Below are 20,206 nucleotides of genomic sequence, written 5' to 3'. Positions count from 1 at the left end.
CCGCTGTGAACAACTCCGTACGCAACACCGCCCGGTTGATCGGGGCGGGCCTGCGCGCCGTGCTCGTACTGACCGTGGTCTGCGGCGTCCTCTACCCGCTGGTGGTCACCGGGGTGGCGCAGGCGGCGTTCCCTGATCAGGCCAACGGGTCCGAGGTGCGCTCCCACGGCAAGGTCGTCGGCTCATCACTGATCGGCCAGCGCTACGACAAGGGCCAGGACAAGGACGGCGAGCCGGTCCCCGACCTGAGGTACTTCCAGCCGCGCCCCTCGGCGGGACTGGGCAGCAACCGGGCCAACGGCGCCAACACCCGCTACGACCTCCAGGTCTCCGGTGCCTCCAACCTGGGCGCCACCAACACCGACCTCATCCAGGCGGTCAAGGAGCGCAAGCACTGGGTCTCCACCACCTACGGAGTCCCCGAATCGAAGGTCCCGGCGGACGCCGTCACCTCCTCCGGCTCCGGCCTCGACCCGCACATCTCCCCGGCCTACGCCCAACTACAGACCGCCACGGTTGCCCGGCGGAACCACCTCCCCGCCGGCGCGGTGGAGAAGCTGGTCCGGGAGCACACCGACGGGCGCGACCTCGGGTTCCTGGGGGAGCCGCGGGTGAATGTCCTGGAGCTGAACGTCGGGCTGAGGGAGTTGGTGCTGAGGGCGGGGGAGGGCTGAGGAACGGGTGACTTGGCGGGGATTGGGGGATTGGCTGAGTTGGCCGTTTGACTGAGCTGACCGGGTGGCTGAGTCGGTCGGTGTGGCTGAACTGGCCGGTGAGGCTGAGTCGGCCGGTGGGGTGTGGCGGTTGGTGTATTGGGGGTGTGTTGCCGCGGCGGGACAGGAAGGGGCGGCCTTGGGGGGATGTCCCCAAGGCCGTCCGGTCGTTTCCGTGGGAGGTCACGTCACGCTGAACGGCCGCTGACCGAGGGCGGGGCGACTGGTCGTGGTCGGTCTCCGCGGCGGGGGTGGAAGCGGAACCGGGGACTGACCCGGTCTGAATCGAGCTGATGCAGCGTTGATCCGGGCCGGTCGGGGGCGTGGGGCGGAGCCGGTCCGAGAGTTATCCACAGGCGTTGCCTGCCGAAGCGCGCGGTACGCATACTGACGTCACCGGCAGGCATTCCGAGACCTGCGGGGTGGCCGTCAAGTCGCTGTCATACGGGGGTAGTTGGTGTGCTGGGTCGGTCCCGACGTGGCGAGTGAGGGCCGGTGCGGGGAGCGGTACGAGATGGGAGTGGGGGAGCAGCTCATGAGTGGCGGGGGAAGCGCGTCGGGTGAGGGCCGGCGCAGGGGCTGGGCTCGGAAGAAGGCGCACGCGACGCCGCAGGAGGGGACGAGGACAGGAGCGGCCGTCGCCGATCCGGCGGTGGTAGGGGCCATGGTCGTCGTCGAGGATCTGCACCGTAGCTACGGCACCGGGGCCGGCGCCGTACACGCCCTGCGCGGGGTGTCTTGCAGCATCCCGCGGGGCGAACTGGTCGCCCTGCGTGGTCGTTCCGGATCGGGCAAGACAACTCTCCTCAACCTCATCGGCGGTCTGGATACCCCCGACTCGGGGCGGATCACCGTCGACGGCACACCGTTGGCCGACCTCGGCGAGAGCGAGTTGCTGGCGATGCGCCGCGACCGCATAGGTTTCGTCTTCCAGTCGTTCGGGCTCATACCGATACTCAGCGCCGCGGAGAATGTCGGGGTACCGCTGCGGCTGCGGAAGGTCTCGCCGCGTGAGCGTGAGGACCGCGTCGCGCTTCTGCTGTCGCTGGTGGGCCTGGCTGACCACGCCGAGCAGCGGCCCGGCGAGCTCTCAGGCGGTCAGCAGCAGCGCGTGGCCATCGCCCGTGCACTCGCCAATCGCCCCGCGCTGCTCATAGCCGACGAGCCGACCGGTCAACTGGACGCCGAGACCGGTATGGAGGTGATGGACCTGCTGCGCGCCGTCGTCCGCAGTGAGGGCGTCACGGCGCTGGTGGCCACCCACGACGCAAACCTCCTGGGCTTGGCTGACCGCGTCTTGGAGCTGAGCGATGGAGTGATCACGGAGGCGGGAGCGGAGCGGGAGGCGGGGGTGGAGCGCGAGGCGGGGGTGGGGTGAGGAGGGGGGAGGGGAGGGGGAGGGGCCCCTCCCGTGCCTCCCCTGCCTCACCAGACGTCGCCGTCGCGCCAGTCGCAGGTGAGGTCGGAGTCGAGGTCGAGCAGGGTGGCTGCGGCCGGCAGGACGTAGATGCAGCCGTCCTCGTCGGCGGTGCGCTGGACGCCGTCCGGGGTGAGTGCCCAGGAGCGGCCGCGCCACCGCTGCCAGCCACGGGCCGCGTAGAAGGTCGCGGCCTCGTCGGCGGCGCCGAGCGCGCCCAGGTCGTAGCCGCTGTGCACCACTCGCTCCAGGGCGTCCATCAGGGCCGCGCCATGGCCGCGGCCGCGCCGGTCGGCGCGTACGCCGACGCCCTCCACATAGCCGCAGCGCAGCGCCCGGCCCCCGTGCAGCAGTCGTCGTTGCACGACGCTCGCGTGCCCGATCAGTTCGCCGTCCTCGTGGATCAGGGCGTGCAGCCCGCCGAGTGAGTGTTCCCAGTCCTCCGCGGTCATGTCGTCGAAGACGTCGTAGAGGAGGGCGCGGGCCGCCTTGAGGGTGGTGACGTCCAGATCGGCGGTGTGGGCGATGCGTACGTCGGTCATGCGGGGCGTCGTCAGATGTGCCTCGGTCATGGGGGCATCGTCGCAGTCGGCCGGTGGCCGGGCGAGGGCATTTTTCCGGCCATGGTTCATGCCCTACCACCGGCCGTTCGGTGTCAGTGATGCGTCAGGGAAGGCGCGTTGGGCTGGTGTGCCTCCGCCCCGGCCGGTGTCATGGGGGCATGACCGGGCGCTCTGCGCCGCCGGGCAGCCGCCGCACGGCGGTGCGTGGCGGGCGCCGCCCGGGTCCGGCCCCTCAGCCGGATGTCACGGCGGGCGTCGCGTACCTCTTCGCGCGGCGCCCGCCCGTATGCGGCGGTATGCGGCCGCGCCCCGGTCGACTCGGCCTATCGGGCCAACCGGCCGCCGGGGCCGTCCGCACCTGGCCGCCGGGCCGTCCGCACCACCGGCCCCTGGCGGGCCCTGCCTGATCGCCGGCCCGCCCTCCCGATCGCTGCCCTCCGACGCACCCCCTCGTACCCCGGACACCGCTACCCGACGAGCTAACGAGCTACCCCGTCCACTCGAACGCCCCTGCGCGCCACTTCACCCCGTCCACCGGTTCGTCACCGCACGCTGCGCCACCCCATCCACCGGATCGTCGACATCGCACACCACGCCACCGGCCCACCGGACGCGCCACCCCCACCCCCGCCCCCCATCAGAGTCCCGTCAAAACCCACTCCCCAGCCCCAACTGCACCCTTTGTCCCCTTGTTCGGTCGGTAGGGTCGCAGGAGGTTCAGCCCGGTGGGGGCGGCCTTCACGTAAGACAATGAGGCCATGGCACGCGGCAAGCTACGGATCTATCTCGGCGCGGCACCGGGCGTCGGCAAGACGTACGCGATGCTGTCCGAGGCACACCGGCGTGTGGAGCGGGGGACGGATGCCGTCGTGGCGTTCGTGGAGCACCACGGCAGGCGCCGTACGGAGGTCATGCTGCACGGGCTGGAGCAGATTCAGCGCCGGGAGCTGGAGTACCGCGACACGGTGTTCACCGAAATGGACGTGGACGCGGTTCTGGCACGGCGACCGGCCGTGGCGCTGGTCGACGAACTGGCGCACACCAATGTCCCCGGTTCGCGCAACAGCAAGCGCTGGCAGGACGTCGAGGAGCTGCTGGAAGCGGGTATCCATGTGATCTCGACGGTGAACATCCAGCATCTGGAGTCGCTCGGCGATGTCGTCGAGTCCATAACGGGTGTGCGGCAGCGTGAGACAGTGCCGGACGAGATCGTCCGCAGGGCCGACCAGATCGAGCTTGTCGACATGTCGCCCCACGCGATCCGCCGGCGGATGGCGCACGGCAACATCTACCAGCCCGACAAGGTGGACGCGGCCCTGTCGAACTACTTCCGGCCGGGTAACCTCACGGCGCTGCGCGAGCTGGCGCTGCTGTGGGTCGCCGACCGGGTGGACGAGTATCTCCAGGAGTACCGCGCGGAGCATTCGATCCGTTCCACCTGGCAGGCGCGTGAGCGGATCGTGGTCGGGCTGACCGGCGGGCCGGAGGGGCGCACGCTGATCCGCCGCGCGGCCCGGATGGCGGCCAAGGGCTCGGGCAGCGAGGTGCTCGCCGTCTACATAGCGCGCAGCGACGGGCTGACGTCGGCCTCGCCCAAGGAACTCGCCGTCCAGCGCACCCTGGTGGAGGACCTCGGCGGGACGTTTCACCACGTCATCGGCGACGACATACCGAGCGCGCTGCTGGAGTTCGCGCGGGGCGTCAACGCCACCCAGATCGTGCTGGGCTCCAGTCGCCGCAAGGCCTGGCAGTACATCTTCGGGCCGGGGGTGGGCGCGACGGTCGCCCGGGACTCCGGGCCCGATCTCGATGTGCACATCGTCACCCACGACGAGGTCGCCAAGGGCCGGGGGCTGCCGGTGGCACGCGGTGCGCGGCTGGGGCGGGCCCGGATCATCGCCGGCTGGCTCGTCGGCGTCGTCGGCCCGGTGCTGCTCTCGCTGCTGCTGACCAGCATCGCGAACGGTCCCGGTCTGGCCAACGACGTCCTGCTCTTCCTCTTCCTGACGGTCGTCGCCGCGCTGCTCGGCGGGCAGCTGCCGGCGCTGGCGTCGGCCGCGGTCGGCTCGCTGCTGCTGAACTTCTACTTCACACCGCCCACCCACACCCTCACCGTCAGCGACCCCAAGAACCTCGTCGCCATCGTGATCTTCTTCGCGGTGGCCGTCTCGGTCGCCTCCGTGGTGGATCTCGCCGCCCGCCGCACTCACCAGGCCGCCAGGCTGCGCGCCGAGTCGGAGATCCTGTCCTTCCTCGCGGGCAGTGTGCTGCGCGGTGAGACGACGCTGGACGCGCTGCTGGAGCGGGTGCGCGAGACCTTCGGGATGGAGACGGTGGCGCTGCTGGAGCGGGCCGGCGATGTCGAGCCGTGGACCTGTGCGGGCCGGGCCGGCAGCGACCACGGCACGCCGCTGCTGCGCCCCGAGGACGCCGATGTCGACATGCCTGTGGGCGACCACATGGCGCTGGCGCTGGCCGGCCGGGTGCTGCCCGCCGAGGACCGCCGGGTGCTGGCCGCGTTCGCCGCCCAGGCCGCCGTCGTCCTGGACCGGCAGCGGCTGGTGGGCGAGGCGGAGCGGGCCCGGGAGCTGGCCGAGGGCAACCGCATCAGGACGGCGCTGCTGGCCGCCGTCAGCCATGACCTGCGGACCCCGCTGGCGAGCATCAAGGCATCCGTCACCTCCCTGCGCTCCGACGATGTCGCCTGGTCCCCGGAGGACGAGGCGGAGCTGCTGGCCGGCATCGAGGCGGGCGCCGACCGGCTGGACCATCTCGTCGGCAATCTTCTGGACATGTCCCGGCTCCAGACCGGTACGGTCACCCCGCTGATCCGGGAGATCGACCTCGACGAGGTGGTGCCCATGGCGCTCGGCGGTGTGCCGGAGGGCAGCGTCACCCTCGACATCCCCGAGGAACTGCCGATCGTCGCCGTCGATCCGGGGCTGCTGGAACGTTCGGTCGCCAATCTCGTCGAGAACGCCGTGAAGTACAGCCCGGACGGGGTGGCGGTGCTGGTCTCGGCGAGTGCGCTCGGTGAGCGGGTGGAGCTGCGTATCGCAGACCGTGGGCCGGGGGTGCCGGACAGCGCCAAGGACCGCATCTTCGAGCCCTTCCAGCGCTACGGTGACGCGCCGCGCGGCGCCGGGGTGGGCCTGGGGCTGGCCGTGGCGCGCGGTTTCGCGGAGGCGATGGGCGGCACGCTCGCCGCCGAGGACACCCCCGGAGGCGGGATGACCATGGTCCTGACCCTCCGGGCCGCGCCCGGCCGCCCGCCCGCCAGGCCCGATCTTCCGGCCCAGGCCACGACATGAGCCGGACCGCGCGGATCCCCCGCATCCCACGCCCGGCGGGCCCGCCCCGCCGGGAGACGACACCACGAGGAGAACGCCAGTGAACCGGGTGCTTGTGGTCGATGACGAGCCGCAGATCGTGCGCGCCCTCGTGATCAACCTGAAGGCGCGCAAGTACGAGGTCGACGCCGCCCCCGACGGGGCCACCGCCCTCAAACTCGCCGCCGCCCGCCACCCCGATGTCATCGTCCTCGACCTCGGTCTGCCCGATATGGACGGCGTCGAGGTGATCAAGGGGCTGCGGGGCTGGACGCGGGTGCCGATCCTGGTGCTCTCCGCCCGGCAGACCTCCGACGAGAAGGTGGAGGCGCTGGACGCTGGCGCGGACGACTACGTCACCAAGCCGTTCGGCATGGACGAGCTGCTGGCCCGGCTGCGGGCGGCGGTGCGCCGGGCCGAGCCGACCGGCCCGGCCGACGACGAGGTGATCGTGGAGACGGAAGGTTTCTCCGTCGACCTCGCCGCGAAGAAGGTCAACCGCGGCGGCCGGGACATCCGGCTGACCCCCACCGAGTGGCATCTGCTGGAGGTCCTGGTCCGCAACGCGGGCCGGCTGGTCAGCCAGAAACAGCTGCTCCAGGAGGTCTGGGGGCCCTCGTACGGCACCGAGACCAACTATCTGCGGGTGTACATGGCCCAGCTCCGCCGCAAGCTGGAGAGCGACCCCTCGCATCCGAAGCACTTCATCACGGAGCCGGGGATGGGCTACCGGTTCGAGCAGTAGCGCCCCGGCGGCCGGACACGGCTTTGTGCGGTGGGTACGAACTGCGCGTGCGGGCCGTGATCCCGGTACCCGGCCACCGGTACGCTGGGGCCATGAGTGCTGGGACCCGATCCGAGAAGCCGGCAGGCCGTTTCCGCCGGCTGCTCGACAGGCTGTCCTCCTCCGAGGAGGAGTTGCAGTCCGCCGAGCTGCAACAGGACGCGCAGGACGCGGGATGTACCCGTATCTGCGACTGCGACGACCGGCAGATAGTGAAGGTCACCGGCACTCTGCGGCATGTCACGCTGCGCCCGCGCGCCGGTGTGCCCGCGCTCGAGGCGGAGCTGTTCGACGGCTCCGCGGCACTCGACGTGGTGTGGCTCGGCCGCCGCTCCATCGCCGGGATAGAGCCGGGCCGCAAGCTCATCGCCTCGGGCCGGGTCTCCCTGAGCCACGGACGCCGGGTGCTCTTCAATCCGAAGTACGAACTCCGACCGCTCGGACAGGAGTAGCCGGTGACGTCTCACGACCGACCGACCACTGACGCGCATGCCGATACGGACCCCTCCGCAGGCCCCTCACCCGCCTCGCCCGCCCCGGGCACCGAAGGAGCCGCCGACGGCAGGCAGGTGACCGAGGCGGCGCTGTTCGAGGCGTTCGGCGGGGTCCGCGGCATGGTGGAGACCGTGGCCCCCGGCCTGCTGTTCGTCACGATCTTCACGATCAACAAGGACCTGCACCTCTCGGCGATCGCCGCGCTGGCCGTCTCGCTGGTGCTGGCGGCCGCCCGCCTGATCCGCAGGGACACCCTCAAGCACGCCTTCAGCGGCGTCTTCGGGGTGGCCTTCGGCGTGGTCTTCGCGATGATGACCGGCAACGCCAAGGACTTCTACCTGCCGGGCATGCTCTACACCCTCGGGCTGGCCCTCGCCTACATGATCACCACGCTCGCGGGCGTCCCGCTGATCGGGCTGATCCTGGGACCGGTGTTCAAGGAGAACCTCTCCTGGCGCACCCGCAACCCAGGCCGGAAGAAGGCGTACGCGAAGGCCAGCTGGGCCTGGGGGCTGATCCTGCTCGCCAAGTGCGCGATCCTCTTCCCGCTGTATTGGTGGGCGGACACCACCCAGCTCGGCTGGGTGCTGATCGCGCTGAAGATCCCGCCGTTCCTGCTGGCGGTCTATCTCACCTGGGTCTTCCTGGCGAAGGCGCCCGCGCCGATCGATGTCTTCGCGGAGATGGAGGCGAAGGAGAAGGCCGAGGAGGAGGCCGAGGAGCGGCGTCGCGTCGAGCGCGAGACGCTGGACCGGGTCGCCGACGACCTCGGCCGGGACCTCGTGCAGGAGGTCGTGGCCGAGCCGCAGTCCGACCGGCCGCAGGGCGGCCGCCACCGCCGCTGACGCGACACGACAACGCCGGGGCCCGGGAACCGCTTGGTTCCCGGGCCCCGGGTTTTCCGGCCTCCGCCGGGCGCTACGCGTCCTCGCGCCGCACCGACAGCAGGTCCTCCAGCTGCTCCTCGCGCGACTGCGCCGCCACGAACAGCAGCTCGTCGCCGGCCTCCAGCGCGTCCTCCTTGTTGGGCGTGAGCACCCGCGTCCCGCGGATGATCGTGACCAGGGAGGTGTCCTCGGGCCATGCGACATCGCCGACCCGGGTACCGGCCAGCGCGGCCTCCGGGGGCAGCGTCAGCTCGACGAGGTTGGCGTCACCGTGGCTGAAGCGCAGCAGCCGTACGAGATCGCCGACGCTCACCGCCTCCTCGACCAGGGCCGACATCAGACGCGGTGTGGAGACCGCGACATCGACGCCCCAGGACTCGTTGAACAGCCACTCGTTCTTCGGGTTGTTGACCCGCGCGACCACCCGCGGCACGCCGTACTCGGTCTTGGCGAGCAGCGAGACGACCAGATTGACCTTGTCGTCGCCGGTCGCCGCGATCACGACATTGCAGCGCTGGAGCGCCGCCTCGTCGAGCGAGGTGATCTCGCAGGCGTCGGCCAGCAGCCACTCCGCCAGCGGCACCCGCTCGACCGAGATGGCGGTCGGCGCCTTGTCGATGAGCAGGATCTCGTGCCCGTTTTCCAGGAGCTCGCCCGCGATGGAACGGCCCACCGCGCCGGCGCCCGCGATTGCGACCCTCATGCGTGCGCCCCCTCAGGACCCGTGGCGAATGCCGCTTCGACCTTCTCGACCTCGTCGGTGCGCATCATCACGTGCACCAGATCGCCTTCCTGCAACACCGTCTGCGAGGTCGGCAGCATCGCCTCGCCCAGTCGGGTGAGGAAGGCGACGCGGACGCCGGTCTCCTCCTGGAGGGTGCTGATCTTGTGCCCCACCCAGGAGGCGGCGGTGTGCACCTCGGCGAGCTGGACGCCGCCGCTCGGGTCGCGCCACAGCGGCTCGGCGCCCGACGGCAGCAGCCGGCGCAGCATCTGGTCGGCCGTCCAGCGGACGGTCGCAACCGTGGGGATGCCGAGCCGCTGGTAGACCTCGGCGCGGCGCGGGTCGTAAATACGGGCCGCGACATTCTCGACACCGAACATCTCGCGGGCCACCCGGGCGGCGATGATGTTCGAGTTGTCACCGCTGGAGACGGCCGCGAAGGCGCCCGCCTCCTCGATGCCGGCCTCCCGCAGGGTGTCCTGGTCGAAGCCGACGCCGGTCACCCGGCGGCCGCCGAAGGACGAGCCCAGGCGGCGGAACGCGGTCGGGTCCTGGTCGACCACCGCGATGGTGTGCCCCTGGCTCTCCAGGGTCTGCGCGAGCGCGGAGCCCACCCGCCCGCACCCCATGATGACGATGTGCATGCTGATTACCCCGTGCCCTGTACTAGCGCGCTGACCTGCACAAACACCCTGCTCACTACTTTCTTCTCCCAGTACCGGCGACACGAAGCCACGGCTCGCGACAGACCGGGTGCGGCAGCGGGAGCGCCGGGCGCACCGTGGTCCGGTACAACCGTAGCCGTAATGGCGCTTCCGGTAGGGGCCGCGGTGGGCCGCGGTCTCCAGCGGATCCGCACCGCCGCTGCCGCGGCCTCCGTGCCGGGCTGCGCCGCGCCGGGCCCGTAAGGCACGCTACGAGGTGTGCCCAACCTGCCTCTCCAGCCCCAACAGGGCTCCTACACCTCGCACATGGTGGTCTGCGGCGACGATGCGCTGGCCCATCGACTCGCTGCCGAGCTCCGGGACGTCTACGGCGAACGGGTGACGCTCGTCGTCCCCTCCGCCCGGGAACCGCACCGCCCCCGTATTCCGCCACCGGCCCGCGCGCTGGGCCGGGCCGGCGCCCTGCTGGGCCGGGTGTCGGCGGCGATGGTGCGCCCCTCGCCGATGTCGTCCGAGGCGGCCGGGGACGGGGCGGAGCCACCGGAGGAGACGTTACGGATCCTGGAGGCGGCGCAGCCGGACGACGCGGCGCTGACCGAGGCCGGTATCGCCGGGGCGGGCGCGCTGGCCCTGGTCTACGACGACGATGAGCTCAACATCCATGCCGCGCTGCGCGCCCGCCGGCTCAACCCCCGGCTGCGGCTGGTCATCCGGCTCTACAACCGCAAACTCGGCCAGCACCTGGAGGAGTTGCTCGACCAGGCGGCAGCGGTCGCCGCGCTGGGCGCCGAGGACACCGGGGACGCGGAGGGCGAGGGCGGGACCACGACCGTGCTGTCCGACGCCGACACCGTGGCCCCCGCGCTGGCGGGCGCCGCGGTCGCCGGTACCAGCAGGGTCATCGAGGCGGACGGGCTGCTGCTGCGGGCCGTGGAGCGTACGCCGGTGCCACCCGGGCGGCCCGGCGAGCCCGGACTGTGCACCCTGGCGCTGCTGTCCGCTTCCGCCAACGACCCGGCGGACGCGAGCGGTTCGGTGGCCGGTGACGAGGGGCCCGTACTCCTGCCGGACGATGCCGCGACCGCGGCCGCCGCCGGCTGCGGCACCGTCGTCCTGGAGACCGTCTCCTATACGGGCCGGCCCATACGGCGCCGATGGCTGCGTGGCCGGGGCGCGCCGCTCGCGTCCCTTTTCTCCCGGCGGCTGCGCTGGTCCCTGGCGGGGGTCGTCGGCGCGGTGCTGGCGCTGGCCGTCGCGTCCTCCCTGACCATGGGCGAGGACCCGGTGCACGCGGTCTACCTCTCGCTGCTGGACCTGTTCGCGATCAACGACCCGGCCGTCAACGAGCCGGCACAACGCAAGGTGATCCAGCTGCTGTCCGGGCTGACCGGGCTGTTGCTGCTGCCGGTGCTGGTCGCGGCGGCGTTCGAGGGGCTCGGCACCTTCCGCAGCGCCTCGGCGCTGCGCCGTCCGCCGCGCGGGCTGTCGGGCCATGTGGTGCTGCTGGGACTCGGCAAGGTCGGCACCCGGGTACTGGCGCGGCTGCACGAGATGGGCATCCCCGTGGTGTGCATCGAGGGCGACCCGGAGGCCCGGGGCATCGCCCTGGCCCGCCGGCTGCGGGTGCCGACCGTCCTGGGGGACGTCACGCAGGAAGGCGTCCTGGAAGCCGCGATGATCGAGCGGGCGGCCACCCTGCTCGCCCTGACCAGTGAGGACACCACGAATCTGGAGGCCTGCCTCTATGCCCGCTCGGTCAGCCCCCGGCTGCGGGTGACGCTGCGGCTGTTCGACGACCGGTTCGCCACCGCCGTCTACCGCACCCTGCGCGCCGCGCATCCAGGGGCGCTGACCCGCAGCCGGAGCGTCACCTACCTGGCCGCGCCCGCCTTCGCCGGCGCGATGATGGGGCGCCAGATCCTCGGGGCCATTCCGGTCGAGCGCCGGGTGCTGCTGATCGCCCGGTTCGAGGTACGGGGTCATGCCGCGCTGGAGGGCCGTACGGTCGCCGAGGTGCTGCGGCCGGGGCGGCTGCGGGTGCTGGCGGTCGACACCTCCGCCCCCGACGACCCGGAGCCGGACGCCGCGGGCGCCACCGCCACGCCCCCGCCGGTCGAGGAGCGCACACCGGCGCAGCTGGTGCACGAGCTCGGCGACGACTATGTCCTGCGGCCGCAGGACCGGGTGCTGCTGGTCGCCACCCGGCAGGGACTGGGCGAGCTGCACGCCCGCAACCGGCAGACGGCGGCGGCCCGCAGCGCAGGGTCCGGGGCAGGGTGACCGCGAGGGGGCGGGCGAGCGCGCACCGTAGTACGGCTGCGGTGCCGGGCCCGCCGTACGGGACCGTGGCGCCGACCGAGGCCATGGCACCGCCCGCCCGCCCCGCTGCCCGCCTGTCCGGCCCGCCCCGCCTCCGGCCCGCCTCCCCACCGTGACCCCGCCATCGCGCCCCGTGACGGCGATGCCACCCCGTGACGAATGCCACGAAGGTGTCCTGAACGGGGCCGTGACGTGCACAGGACGTGTGGATCTTGTGGAGGCGGGGCCCATGATGCGCCCCCTCAGCAGGACGGATGCGCCTCGGCCGCCCCGCCGTGCTCCTCCGGGGCGCAGACCGTGCGGGGAGCGGGTGGGCGAGGACCTTGACGAAGGCTTAGCATCCTCTGCGTGTCCAAACTGACCGACGTGCCCAAACGGATCTTGATCGGGCGCGCACTGCGCAGCGACAAGCTCGGGGAAACCCTGCTTCCCAAGCGCATCGCACTCCCCGTCTTCGCCTCCGACCCGCTGTCCTCCGTGGCCTACGCGCCGGGCGAGGTGCTGCTCGTCCTGTCCGTCGCGGGTGTGTCTGCGTACAGCTTCAGCCCCTGGATCGCGGTCGCGGTCGTGGTGCTGATGTTCACCGTCGTCGCGTCGTACCGGCAGAACGTGCACGCCTACCCGAGCGGTGGCGGCGACTACGAGGTCGCCAACACCAACCTCGGCCCCAAGGCCGGTCTCACCGTCGCCAGCGCGCTGCTCGTCGACTATGTGCTGACCGTCGCGGTCTCCATCTCCTCCGGAGTGGAGAACCTGGGCTCCGCGATTCCATTCGTGGTCGAGCACAAGACCCTGTGCGCGATCGCCATCATCGTGCTGCTGACGCTGATGAACCTGCGCGGCGTCAAGGAGTCGGGCAAGCTCTTCGCGATCCCGACCTATGTCTTCGTGGCCGGCGTCTTCATCATGATCGCCTGGGGTGTGATCCGCGGCGTCGTCATGGGCGACACCATGAAGGCCCCCACCGCCGACTACAGCATCCACGCCGAACAGGGCGGCCTGGCCGGCTTCGCCCTGATCTTCCTGATGCTGCGCGCCTTCTCCTCCGGCTGTGCCGCGCTCACCGGCGTCGAGGCGATCTCCAACGGTGTGCCGGCCTTCCGCAAGCCGAAGTCCAAGAACGCCGCGACCACCCTGGCCCTGATGGGCGGCCTGGCCGTCACCATGTTCTGCGGCATCATCGGCCTGGCCATGGCCACCGACGTCAGGATGGCCGAGAACCCGGCCACCGACCTGCTCCTCAACGGCAAGCCGATCGGTTCCGGCTACACCCAGAACCCGGTCATCTCGCAGGTCGCCGAGGCGGTCTTCGGCAAGGGCAGCCTCCTCTTCGTCATCCTGGCCGCCGCCACCGCCCTGGTCCTGTTCCTGGCCGCCAACACCGCCTACAACGGCTTCCCGCTGCTCGGCTCGATCCTCGCCCAGGACCGCTATCTGCCGCGCCAGCTGCACACCCGCGGTGACCGTCTGGCGTTCTCCAACGGCATCGTCCTGCTGGCCGGCGCCGCCGCGATCCTCGTCTACCTCTACGGCGCGGACTCCACCCGGCTCATCCAGCTCTACATCGTCGGCGTCTTCGTCTCTTTCACGCTCAGCCAGATCGGCATGGTCCGGCACTGGAACCGCCATCTGGTCACCGAGAAGGACCCGGCCAAGCGCCGCCGTATGCACCGCTCGCGCGCCATCAACGCCTTCGGCGGCTTCTTCACCGGCCTGGTGCTCGTGGTCGTCCTCCTGACCAAGTTCACCCACGGCGCCTGGGTCGCGCTGCTCGGCATGGTCATCTTCTTCGTGACGATGTCCGCGATCCGCCGCCACTACGACCGGGTCGCCGACGAGATCGCCGCCGAGGACACCCCCGACGACGATGTGGTCCGCCCCTCCCGGGTGCACTCCCTCGTCCTCGTCTCCAAGGTGCACAAGCCCACCCTGCGCGCCCTGAACTACGCCAAGCTGATGCGCTCCGACAGCCTCGAAGCGGTCAGCGTGGACGTGGACCAGGCCGACACCAGGGCCCTGCGGGAGGAGTGGGAACGCCGCGGCATCGAGGTGCCGCTGAAGGTCCTGGCCTCCCCGTACCGCGAGATCACCCGGCCGATCATCGACTACGTCAAGTCGCTGCGCCGCCAGAGCCCGCGCGACGCCGTCTCCGTCTACATCCCCGAATACGTCGTCGGCCACTGGTACGAGCACCTGCTCCACAACCAGTCCGCCCTGCGCCTCAAGGGACGCCTGCTCTTCACTCCCGGCGTCATGGTCACCTCGGTGCCCTGGCAGCTGGACTCCTCCGAGGCCGCCAAGCTGCGCGCCCGTAAGCGCGCGGAGTGGAACGCTCCGGGTGCGGTCCGCCGCGGCCCGGTCGCCCAGCCGAAGAAGGAGAAGGCCGCCACCAAGAAGTAGCGCGGGCTTTCCTCCGTGCCCCGGTGGCGGTCCTCCGCGCACGGGCCGGGGCACGGCCCACGGGACGTAGACTTGACGGCTGGCCTCCCTCCGGAGGCCGGCCCCCGTCCCCGCTCACACCCACCTCAGGAGCCCTCCCGCCATGCAGGCAGAACCCAAGAAGTCGCTGGTCGGCGAGGAGTACGAGGTCGAGGTCGGCCCGGTCGCCCACGGCGGTCACTGCATCGCCCGCACCGACGAGGGCCAGGTCCTCTTCGTACGGCATGCGCTGCCCGGCGAGCGCGTCATCGCCCGCGTCACCGACGGCGAGGAGGGCGCCCGCTTCCTGCGCACCGACGCCGTCTCGATCCTGGAGCCCTCCAAGGACCGGGTCGAGGCCCCCTGCCCCTTCTCCGGCCCCGGCCGCTGCGGCGGCTGTGACTGGCAGCACGCCGCCCCCGGCGCCCAGCGCCGCCTGAAGTCCGCGGTGATCGCCGAACAGCTCCAGCGCCTGGCCGGGCTCTCCCCCGAGGACGCCGGCTGGGACGGCACCGTGGAGCCCGCCCCCGGTGACAAGGTCGCCAAGGGCGAGGTACCGGCCTGGCGCACCCGCGTCCAGTACGCGGTGGACGCCGACGGTCACGCCGGCCTGCGCAAGCACCGCTCCCACGACATCGAGCCGGTCACCCACTGCATGATCGCCGCCCCGGGGGTCTCCGAACTCGGCATCGAGAAGCGGGAGTGGCCCCAGATCGCCACCGTCGAGGCGATCGCCGCCACCGGCTCCCACGACCGACAGGTCATCCTCACCCCCCGCCCCGGCGGCCGCCTCCCCATCGTCGAACTCGACAAGCCGGTCTCGGTCATGCGGGTGGGAGAGAAGGACGGTGGTGTGCACCGCGTCCACGGCCGCCCCTTCGTCCGCGAACGGGCCGCCGACCGCACCTGGCGGGTCGGCAACGGCGGCTTCTGGCAGGTCCACCCGAAGGCCGCCGACCTCCTGGTCGAGGCCGTCATGCGGGGCCTGATGCCCAAGAAGGGCGATATGGCCCTCGACCTGTACTGCGGCGTCGGCCTCTTCGCCGGTGCCCTCGCCGAACGCGTCGGTGACAAGGGCGCGGTCCTCGGCATCGAATCCGGCAAGCGCGCCGTCGAGGACGCCCGCCACAACCTCCAGGACCTCGACCGCGTCCGCATCGAACACGGCAAGGTCGACCAGATCCTGCCCCGCACCGGCATCACCGACGTCGACCTCATCGTCCTCGACCCACCCCGCGCCGGCGCCGGCAAAAACACCGTCACCCACCTCGCCTCCCTCACCCCCCGCCGCATCGCCTACGTAGCCTGCGACCCGGCGGCCCTGGCCCGCGACCTCAAGTACTTCGCGGAGGCGGGCTATGCGCCGCGTCGGATGCGGGCGTTTGATCTGTTTCCGATGACGCATCATGTGGAGTGTGTAGTGGTGCTGGAGAAGGCGGGGAAGGGCGCCTGACCTGCGGTTTTGTGATGCTCATCGCTCGCTCGACCTGTTTCCCTTCGCCCAACAGGTGAAGCGCCGGGCGCGTCTGCGATACCCGCCTGACGTGCGGATTCAGGCGGGCACGGCGATGGCGTCACAAGGCGTGTCAGCGAGCACCTCGGGTTGTTGACGCTCGTGTGACGCTCGTCCTGAAGGTCCATCACATTACGCGGGTGGCGTTCGACGTGGCCGTGTGGCTCTGCGGACGCGGCTCCGTGGTTGCCGGGGTATCCGGCGCCCGTCAGGCGGATTGGCGGCATTGAGGTCGAAGTGATTCGGTCAGCCTCTATTCGCGCGGCGCGAGGCGCCATGTGCCTACGACGAGGCGCTCGGACGGTGTGGCCCTCCCCAGACGTCGCACTGAGTGACATCTCCTCAGGCTGTACGTCTTTCTCGTCCTGGCGGCTGAAGGTGAGCCCGATCCGGGTGCGATGCATCTCGCGTTCGACGGGCCGGCCAGCCACTTGTCGCATTCTCGGACGGTGCCATGGCTCGCGGTTCCCCGACGCTCAACAACCCTGCCATGAGGAGAGGGGCGCCACCCCGTTCCCACGCCCGCCGGCCCCGGGAGTCCGCGGTGGGCTTTCGCTATCCAGGCTTGTCAGGGGAGAAGGGTTGGGAGAGCCGGTGTGGCGTGTGTCCAGGTCGCGTCGAACTGACGCAGGGCGGCGGCACCGGACTGGTCAGCCTGCGCGAGCGGTTCGCCGTGCTGGGTGGAGCGCTGGAGGCGGGGGCAGCCGGGAACGGCTGGCGGGTCGCGGGCACGCTGCCCATCGCCCGCGTCGTACGGACGCCTTCGGCGCCGCAGTACGGCGCCGAAGGCCTCTGACCGCCGTGGAAGACGGATCACGGATCTCTGCCGAACGGCAGATGTGCCGAGCGGCCCGGACAGCGAATCTAGGTGACACCACTTGATGACATAACCGGAGGTAATCGTGGTTCCCCGTACATGGTCGCGGAACGTCATGGCAGGCGTCGTCCTTGCCGCCGGTATCGGTCTCACGGGATGCGCCAGCGCCGAAGACGCGAAACCCGAGACGAAGAACTTTTCCTTCGGCGGCAGGACCCTGAACGTCAGGTCGCACGGCCTTCCCACCGACCTGGTCGCCGCGGAACGCACGGACGTCAAGGTGACCCGCTGGTTCGACGTGGGCATGGGCGCCGACGAAGAGAGCAGCTGGAGTCTGAAGAAGGGCATCCTCGACCTCCAGGCCAAATGCAGCAAGATCGCCAACTGTGATGTGCGCTTCCGGGTGGAGGTGCCCAAGTCCCTGAAGGTGCTGCGCAACGGCCGTGCGACGGACCTCAAGGGTGCGAAGAACAAGGCGGCGGGAGCCATGCCGGCCGCCACCGTCCCGGTTGTCCGGTCCTGGGGCCAGGAGGCGAGACACCATGCTTGAACTCGTCGACATCACCAAGGTCTACCGCGGCGGCAAGCGCGCCGTGGACAGCATGACGATGCGTCTGGACAACGGAATGCTCGGTCTGCTCGGCCCCAACGGCGCGGGCAAGTCCTCACTCATGCGGATCGCCTCGACGGTCACCCGCCCCACCAGCGGCAGGGTCCTCTTCCACGGCACCGACGTGGTCGCCAAGCCGGACGTGCTGCGCCGCGCGCTCGGCTACCTCCCGCAGGACTTCGGGGTCTACCCCAATCTCACCTCGCGGGAGTTCCTCTCCTACCTTGCGGCGGCCAAGGGACTCTCGGCCCGCTCCGCACGCACCCGCATCGACGAACTCCTCCAACTGGTCAACCTCACAGAGGCGGTCAAACGCCCCCTCGGGAAGTACTCCGGCGGGATGATGCGCCGGGTCGGGATCGCCCAGGCTCTGCTCGCCGATCCGCAAGTGATCATTGTGGACGAGCCCACCGCCGGTCTCGACCCCGAGGAGCGCGTCCGCTTCCGCAACCTGCTCAGTGACCTGGCCGCCGACCGCGTGGTCATGCTCTCCACACACATTGTCTCGGACGTCGAGTCGGTCGCCTCCGACATCGCGGTGGTGGCGCAGGGCCGCCTGCTGCGCCGCGGTTCCCCGGAGGACCTGCTCGCGGCCGTGGAGGGCTGGGTGTGGGAGGTCCTGGCCGACCCGGGCGATGTGCCCGCGCTCCAGCAGCGGCACCTGGTCAGCCGCATGGTACGCACCAGCAGCGGCGTACGCGTACGGCTGCTGACCCATGTACCGCCGTATGCGACGGCGCAGCAGGTGACGCCCGATCTGGAGGACGCCTACCTGGCCATCGTCGGCCAAGTGGTCGGCAGGACTCAGGAGTTCGCCGGTCTGCAGCACCCGGAGGGGAGGTAGACCATGCGGATGCTCTTCAGGCTCGCCGTCGCGGACTTCTGGGACCGGGTGCGGCGCCCCGCCTACGCGGTGATCCTCTTCGCCGCAGTGGGCCTCGGCTACCTCGCCACCCCGGCCAAGGAGGCCGGCTGGGTCGTGATGCAGGTCGGTGACTACCGCGGTGCGTACAACAGTGCCTACGTCGGCATGGTCGTGGCCCTGGCCGGCGCGGTGTGGCTGTCGCTCGGTGGTTTCTACGTCGTACGCAACGCCATCTCGCGTGACGAGAGCACCGGTGTCGGACGTCTTCTGGCCGCCACACCGTTGAGCAACTTGGCCTACCTGACCTCGAAGTTCCTGAGCAGCGTCCTGGTACTTGGGTCCATGCTGGGCGTCCTCGCCGTCACGGCAGTGGTGATGCAGCTGGCCCGCGGTGAGGCGACCACGGTCGACCCCGTCGATCTGCTGAGCCCCTTCGTCCTGATCGCGCTGCCGATAATGGCGTTCACCGCGGCGGCCGCCCTGCTCTTTGAGGCCATTCCGTTCCTGCGGGCGGGCCTGGGAAACGTGCTCTGGTTCTTCATCTGGGCTTTCATCGCGATCGGTGGCCAGTCGCCGAACGCGCCGCTCGGCGGGATCGGTGTCCACCAGGTGGTGCAGTCCCTGGGCGACAGCATGAAGGCGCAGGGCATCGATCCCTCCGAGGCCGGTGAATTCAGCCTCGGCCTCACCCTGGTCAGCAAGCCTCTGAAGACCTTCGAGTGGACGGGGTTCGACCCGAGCTCCGCATACCTTCTCACCCGCTGCGTGCTCATCCTGATCGCCGTCGCGCTGGCCCTGGTGCCGGCCTTCTGGTTCCCCCGGTTCGACCCGGCACGCGGGCGGGAGCTCCAGGATCCGTCGGCACAGTCCGCCGACGACCGGACCGAGGACAAGAGCACGTTCCCGGCCATGCCGGTCGTGGCCATCCAGGAGGAGCCGGGTGCCGCGCGGTCCGACACGTTCGGAAACGTACCGCGAGCCCAGGTCAAGCTGGGCAACTCGGCAGTACGGCTGCTCGTCGGCGAGGTGCGCGTCCTGCTCCAGGGCATCCCGCTGTGGTGGTGGGCCGGCGTACTGACGCTCACCGCCGTGTCCCAGATGGTGACACCCGCGACCGGTGTCACCAGGATCCTGCTTCCGCTGGCCTGGATCTGGCCCGTGCTCATCTGGTCACGACTCGGTACGCAGCGGCACGAGCACGGGGTCGAGGCCATCCTCGGCGCCTATCCGGCCGCCCACCGGCGGGTGCTGGCGGAATGGGGAGCAGGCCTTCTGCTCACCGCCGTGGCCGGAATCGGGCCGGCCCTGCGGATGCTCACGGGATCGGACGGGCCCGGGCTGCTGCACTGGTTCCTCGGCGCCTTGTTCATCCCCTCGTTCGCCCTGGCGTTGGGCATGCTCAGCCGAACCCACAGGCTCTTCCAGGCGGCGTATCTGCCGCTGTGGTACGGGACGGTCAACGGCATCACGCCCCTCGACTTCATGGGCGCCCTGCGCGGCCCCGACGGCCTGCCGGCGGGCATGTCCCCGGCTCTGCTGATAGGTGCCACCGTGGTGATGCTCGCCACGGCCTTCGCCACGACCGCGGCCCGCCGCGTGGCGGGTTGAGGGGGCGCTGTGGGTGACGAACGGGTCATTGATGCCACTGAGAGCCAGGTCGCCGAACTCCGTTGCGAGGTAGAGTAGTTACGTACGGCCAATGAATTCCTGCACTCCCTCGTGAGCCATTACATGTCCCGCTTCCAGCAGTCCGACCGAGCCGACGAGGCCACTGTCCGGGCTTACGGCCGGCTCAGCCGGAACCTCTGAGCCGGCCCCGCAGCCGGCCCCCGCGGAACCGAGTCGTTCGATGTGTCGCGGGTCCTGAGGACCCACACCAAGGCCGTCGCCGGATGACGGCGCTCCACAACCCGATCGCGCGACGCCCTGCGCGGAAGTGTGCTCTCATGCGGGAGCGCCTCGGGGGGACGGTCCGCGGGTGACGCCGATGCCCGAGTGGCCATCGATCGTGACCGAGGCGACGGACGCTCGACCAGGCGCAGAGCATCCTCGACGAGTCCCCCGCCGCCTGGCGGACGATGTGCCTG

16 protein-coding genes are annotated in these 20,206 nt (G+C 70.8%); 13 read left to right on the top strand and 3 right to left on the bottom strand.

Features of this window, described 5'->3' with window-relative positions; genetic code table 11:
• The first annotated feature begins 5 nt into the window (after window positions 1-5).
• Window positions 6-674, top strand: a complete 669-nt coding sequence (kdpC, locus tag TU31_RS28790) for a potassium-transporting ATPase subunit KdpC (protein WP_042160099.1) — start codon at window positions 6-8, stop codon at window positions 672-674.
• 703 nt (window positions 675-1,377) lie between these two features.
• The gene (locus TU31_RS28785; protein WP_245698868.1) at window positions 1,378-2,091 is read left to right on the top strand and encodes an ABC transporter ATP-binding protein; all 714 of its coding nucleotides are present in this window, start codon (window positions 1,378-1,380) and stop codon (window positions 2,089-2,091) included.
• 47 nt (window positions 2,092-2,138) lie between these two features.
• Here TU31_RS28785 and TU31_RS28780 read toward each other — a convergent pair whose 3' ends face one another.
• Window positions 2,139-2,702, bottom strand: a complete 564-nt coding sequence (locus TU31_RS28780; RefSeq protein WP_042159742.1) for a GNAT family N-acetyltransferase — start codon at window positions 2,700-2,702, stop codon at window positions 2,139-2,141.
• A 749-nt stretch (window positions 2,703-3,451) separates the two neighbouring features.
• Between TU31_RS28780 and TU31_RS28775 the strand changes: the two genes are divergently transcribed.
• From TU31_RS28775 to TU31_RS28760, 4 genes are all read left to right on the top strand, one after another.
• The gene (locus TU31_RS28775; protein ID WP_042159741.1) at window positions 3,452-6,004 is read left to right on the top strand and encodes a DUF4118 domain-containing protein; all 2,553 of its coding nucleotides are present in this window, start codon (window positions 3,452-3,454) and stop codon (window positions 6,002-6,004) included.
• Between the two features lie 79 nt (window positions 6,005-6,083).
• Window positions 6,084-6,767 (top strand): response regulator, encoded by a 684-nt coding sequence (locus tag TU31_RS28770; protein ID WP_042159739.1) that lies wholly within the window; start codon window positions 6,084-6,086, stop codon window positions 6,765-6,767.
• Between the two features lie 92 nt (window positions 6,768-6,859).
• On the top strand, window positions 6,860-7,258 hold the full coding sequence (locus TU31_RS28765; RefSeq protein WP_042159737.1) for an OB-fold nucleic acid binding domain-containing protein: 399 nt from the start codon (window positions 6,860-6,862) through the stop codon (window positions 7,256-7,258).
• A 3-nt stretch (window positions 7,259-7,261) separates the two neighbouring features.
• A complete protein-coding gene (locus TU31_RS28760) occupies window positions 7,262-8,146 on the top strand; it encodes a DUF3159 domain-containing protein (protein WP_078886038.1) in 885 nt (294 codons plus the stop codon).
• Window positions 8,147-8,219: 73 nt separating this feature from the next.
• On the opposite strand, the gene TU31_RS28755 is transcribed toward TU31_RS28760, so the two are convergent.
• Both TU31_RS28755 and TU31_RS28750 read right to left on the bottom strand, forming a co-directional pair.
• On the bottom strand, window positions 8,220-8,891 hold the full coding sequence (locus TU31_RS28755; RefSeq protein WP_042159733.1) for a potassium channel family protein: 672 nt from the start codon (window positions 8,889-8,891) through the stop codon (window positions 8,220-8,222).
• Window positions 8,888-9,556, bottom strand: a complete 669-nt coding sequence (locus TU31_RS28750) for a potassium channel family protein (RefSeq protein WP_018093582.1) — start codon at window positions 9,554-9,556, stop codon at window positions 8,888-8,890. The genes TU31_RS28755 and TU31_RS28750 overlap by 4 nt, the downstream gene beginning before the upstream one ends.
• Window positions 9,557-9,883: 327 nt before the next feature.
• Between TU31_RS28750 and TU31_RS28745 the strand changes: the two genes are divergently transcribed.
• The 7 genes from TU31_RS28745 (at window position 9,884) to TU31_RS28715 (ending at window position 19,727) form a co-directional block, all read left to right on the top strand.
• Window positions 9,884-11,857 carry a potassium channel protein gene (locus TU31_RS28745; protein ID WP_042160094.1) on the top strand — a complete coding sequence of 658 codons (1,974 nt, stop codon included), beginning with the start codon at window positions 9,884-9,886 and terminating at the stop codon, window positions 11,855-11,857.
• Between the two features lie 387 nt (window positions 11,858-12,244).
• A complete protein-coding gene (locus tag TU31_RS28740) occupies window positions 12,245-14,296 on the top strand; it encodes an APC family permease (protein WP_042159732.1) in 2,052 nt (683 codons plus the stop codon).
• Between the two features lie 142 nt (window positions 14,297-14,438).
• On the top strand, window positions 14,439-15,767 hold the full coding sequence (locus TU31_RS28735; RefSeq protein ID WP_042159731.1) for a class I SAM-dependent RNA methyltransferase: 1,329 nt from the start codon (window positions 14,439-14,441) through the stop codon (window positions 15,765-15,767).
• 661 nt (window positions 15,768-16,428) lie between these two features.
• A complete protein-coding gene (locus TU31_RS28730; RefSeq protein ID WP_042159730.1) occupies window positions 16,429-16,623 on the top strand; it encodes a hypothetical protein in 195 nt (64 codons plus the stop codon).
• Window positions 16,624-16,759: 136 nt separating this feature from the next.
• On the top strand, window positions 16,760-17,194 hold the full coding sequence (locus TU31_RS28725; RefSeq protein WP_063770838.1) for a hypothetical protein: 435 nt from the start codon (window positions 16,760-16,762) through the stop codon (window positions 17,192-17,194).
• Window positions 17,187-18,098, top strand: a complete 912-nt coding sequence (locus TU31_RS28720) for an ABC transporter ATP-binding protein (RefSeq protein WP_042159729.1) — start codon at window positions 17,187-17,189, stop codon at window positions 18,096-18,098. The genes TU31_RS28725 and TU31_RS28720 overlap by 8 nt, the downstream gene beginning before the upstream one ends.
• Window positions 18,099-18,101: 3 nt before the next feature.
• Window positions 18,102-19,727 carry an ABC transporter permease gene (locus TU31_RS28715; RefSeq protein ID WP_042159728.1) on the top strand — a complete coding sequence of 542 codons (1,626 nt, stop codon included), beginning with the start codon at window positions 18,102-18,104 and terminating at the stop codon, window positions 19,725-19,727.
• Window positions 19,728-20,206: the final 479 nt, after the last annotated feature.

Source organism: Streptomyces lydicamycinicus, assembly GCF_000829715.2.
Classification (GTDB): Bacteria; Actinomycetota; Actinomycetes; order Streptomycetales; family Streptomycetaceae; genus Streptomyces; species Streptomyces lydicamycinicus.
The sequence above is the reverse complement of the archived record's forward strand: the minus strand, read 5'-3'. Positions and strand labels throughout refer to the sequence as shown.

What these genes read in the sequence shown, in the direction of transcription:
- TU31_RS28715 (WP_042159728.1), top strand. Translation starts at nt 18,102, where the DNA reads ATGCGGATGCTCTTCAGGCTCGCCGTCGCGGACTTCTGGGACCGGGTG.
- TU31_RS28755 (WP_042159733.1), bottom strand. Translation starts at nt 8,891, where the DNA reads ATGAGGGTCGCAATCGCGGGCGCCGGCGCGGTGGGCCGTTCCATCGCG.
- TU31_RS28765 (WP_042159737.1), top strand. Translation starts at nt 6,860, where the DNA reads ATGAGTGCTGGGACCCGATCCGAGAAGCCGGCAGGCCGTTTCCGCCGG.
- TU31_RS28775 (WP_042159741.1), top strand. Translation starts at nt 3,452, where the DNA reads ATGGCACGCGGCAAGCTACGGATCTATCTCGGCGCGGCACCGGGCGTC.
- TU31_RS28725 (WP_063770838.1), top strand. Translation starts at nt 16,760, where the DNA reads ATGGCAGGCGTCGTCCTTGCCGCCGGTATCGGTCTCACGGGATGCGCC.
- TU31_RS28735 (WP_042159731.1), top strand. Translation starts at nt 14,439, where the DNA reads ATGCAGGCAGAACCCAAGAAGTCGCTGGTCGGCGAGGAGTACGAGGTC.
- TU31_RS28750 (WP_018093582.1), bottom strand. Translation starts at nt 9,556, where the DNA reads ATGCACATCGTCATCATGGGGTGCGGGCGGGTGGGCTCCGCGCTCGCG.
- TU31_RS28745 (WP_042160094.1), top strand. Translation starts at nt 9,884, where the DNA reads ATGGTGGTCTGCGGCGACGATGCGCTGGCCCATCGACTCGCTGCCGAG.
- TU31_RS28785 (WP_245698868.1), top strand. Translation starts at nt 1,378, where the DNA reads ATGGTCGTCGTCGAGGATCTGCACCGTAGCTACGGCACCGGGGCCGGC.
- TU31_RS28720 (WP_042159729.1), top strand. Translation starts at nt 17,187, where the DNA reads ATGCTTGAACTCGTCGACATCACCAAGGTCTACCGCGGCGGCAAGCGC.
- TU31_RS28780 (WP_042159742.1), bottom strand. Translation starts at nt 2,702, where the DNA reads ATGACCGAGGCACATCTGACGACGCCCCGCATGACCGACGTACGCATC.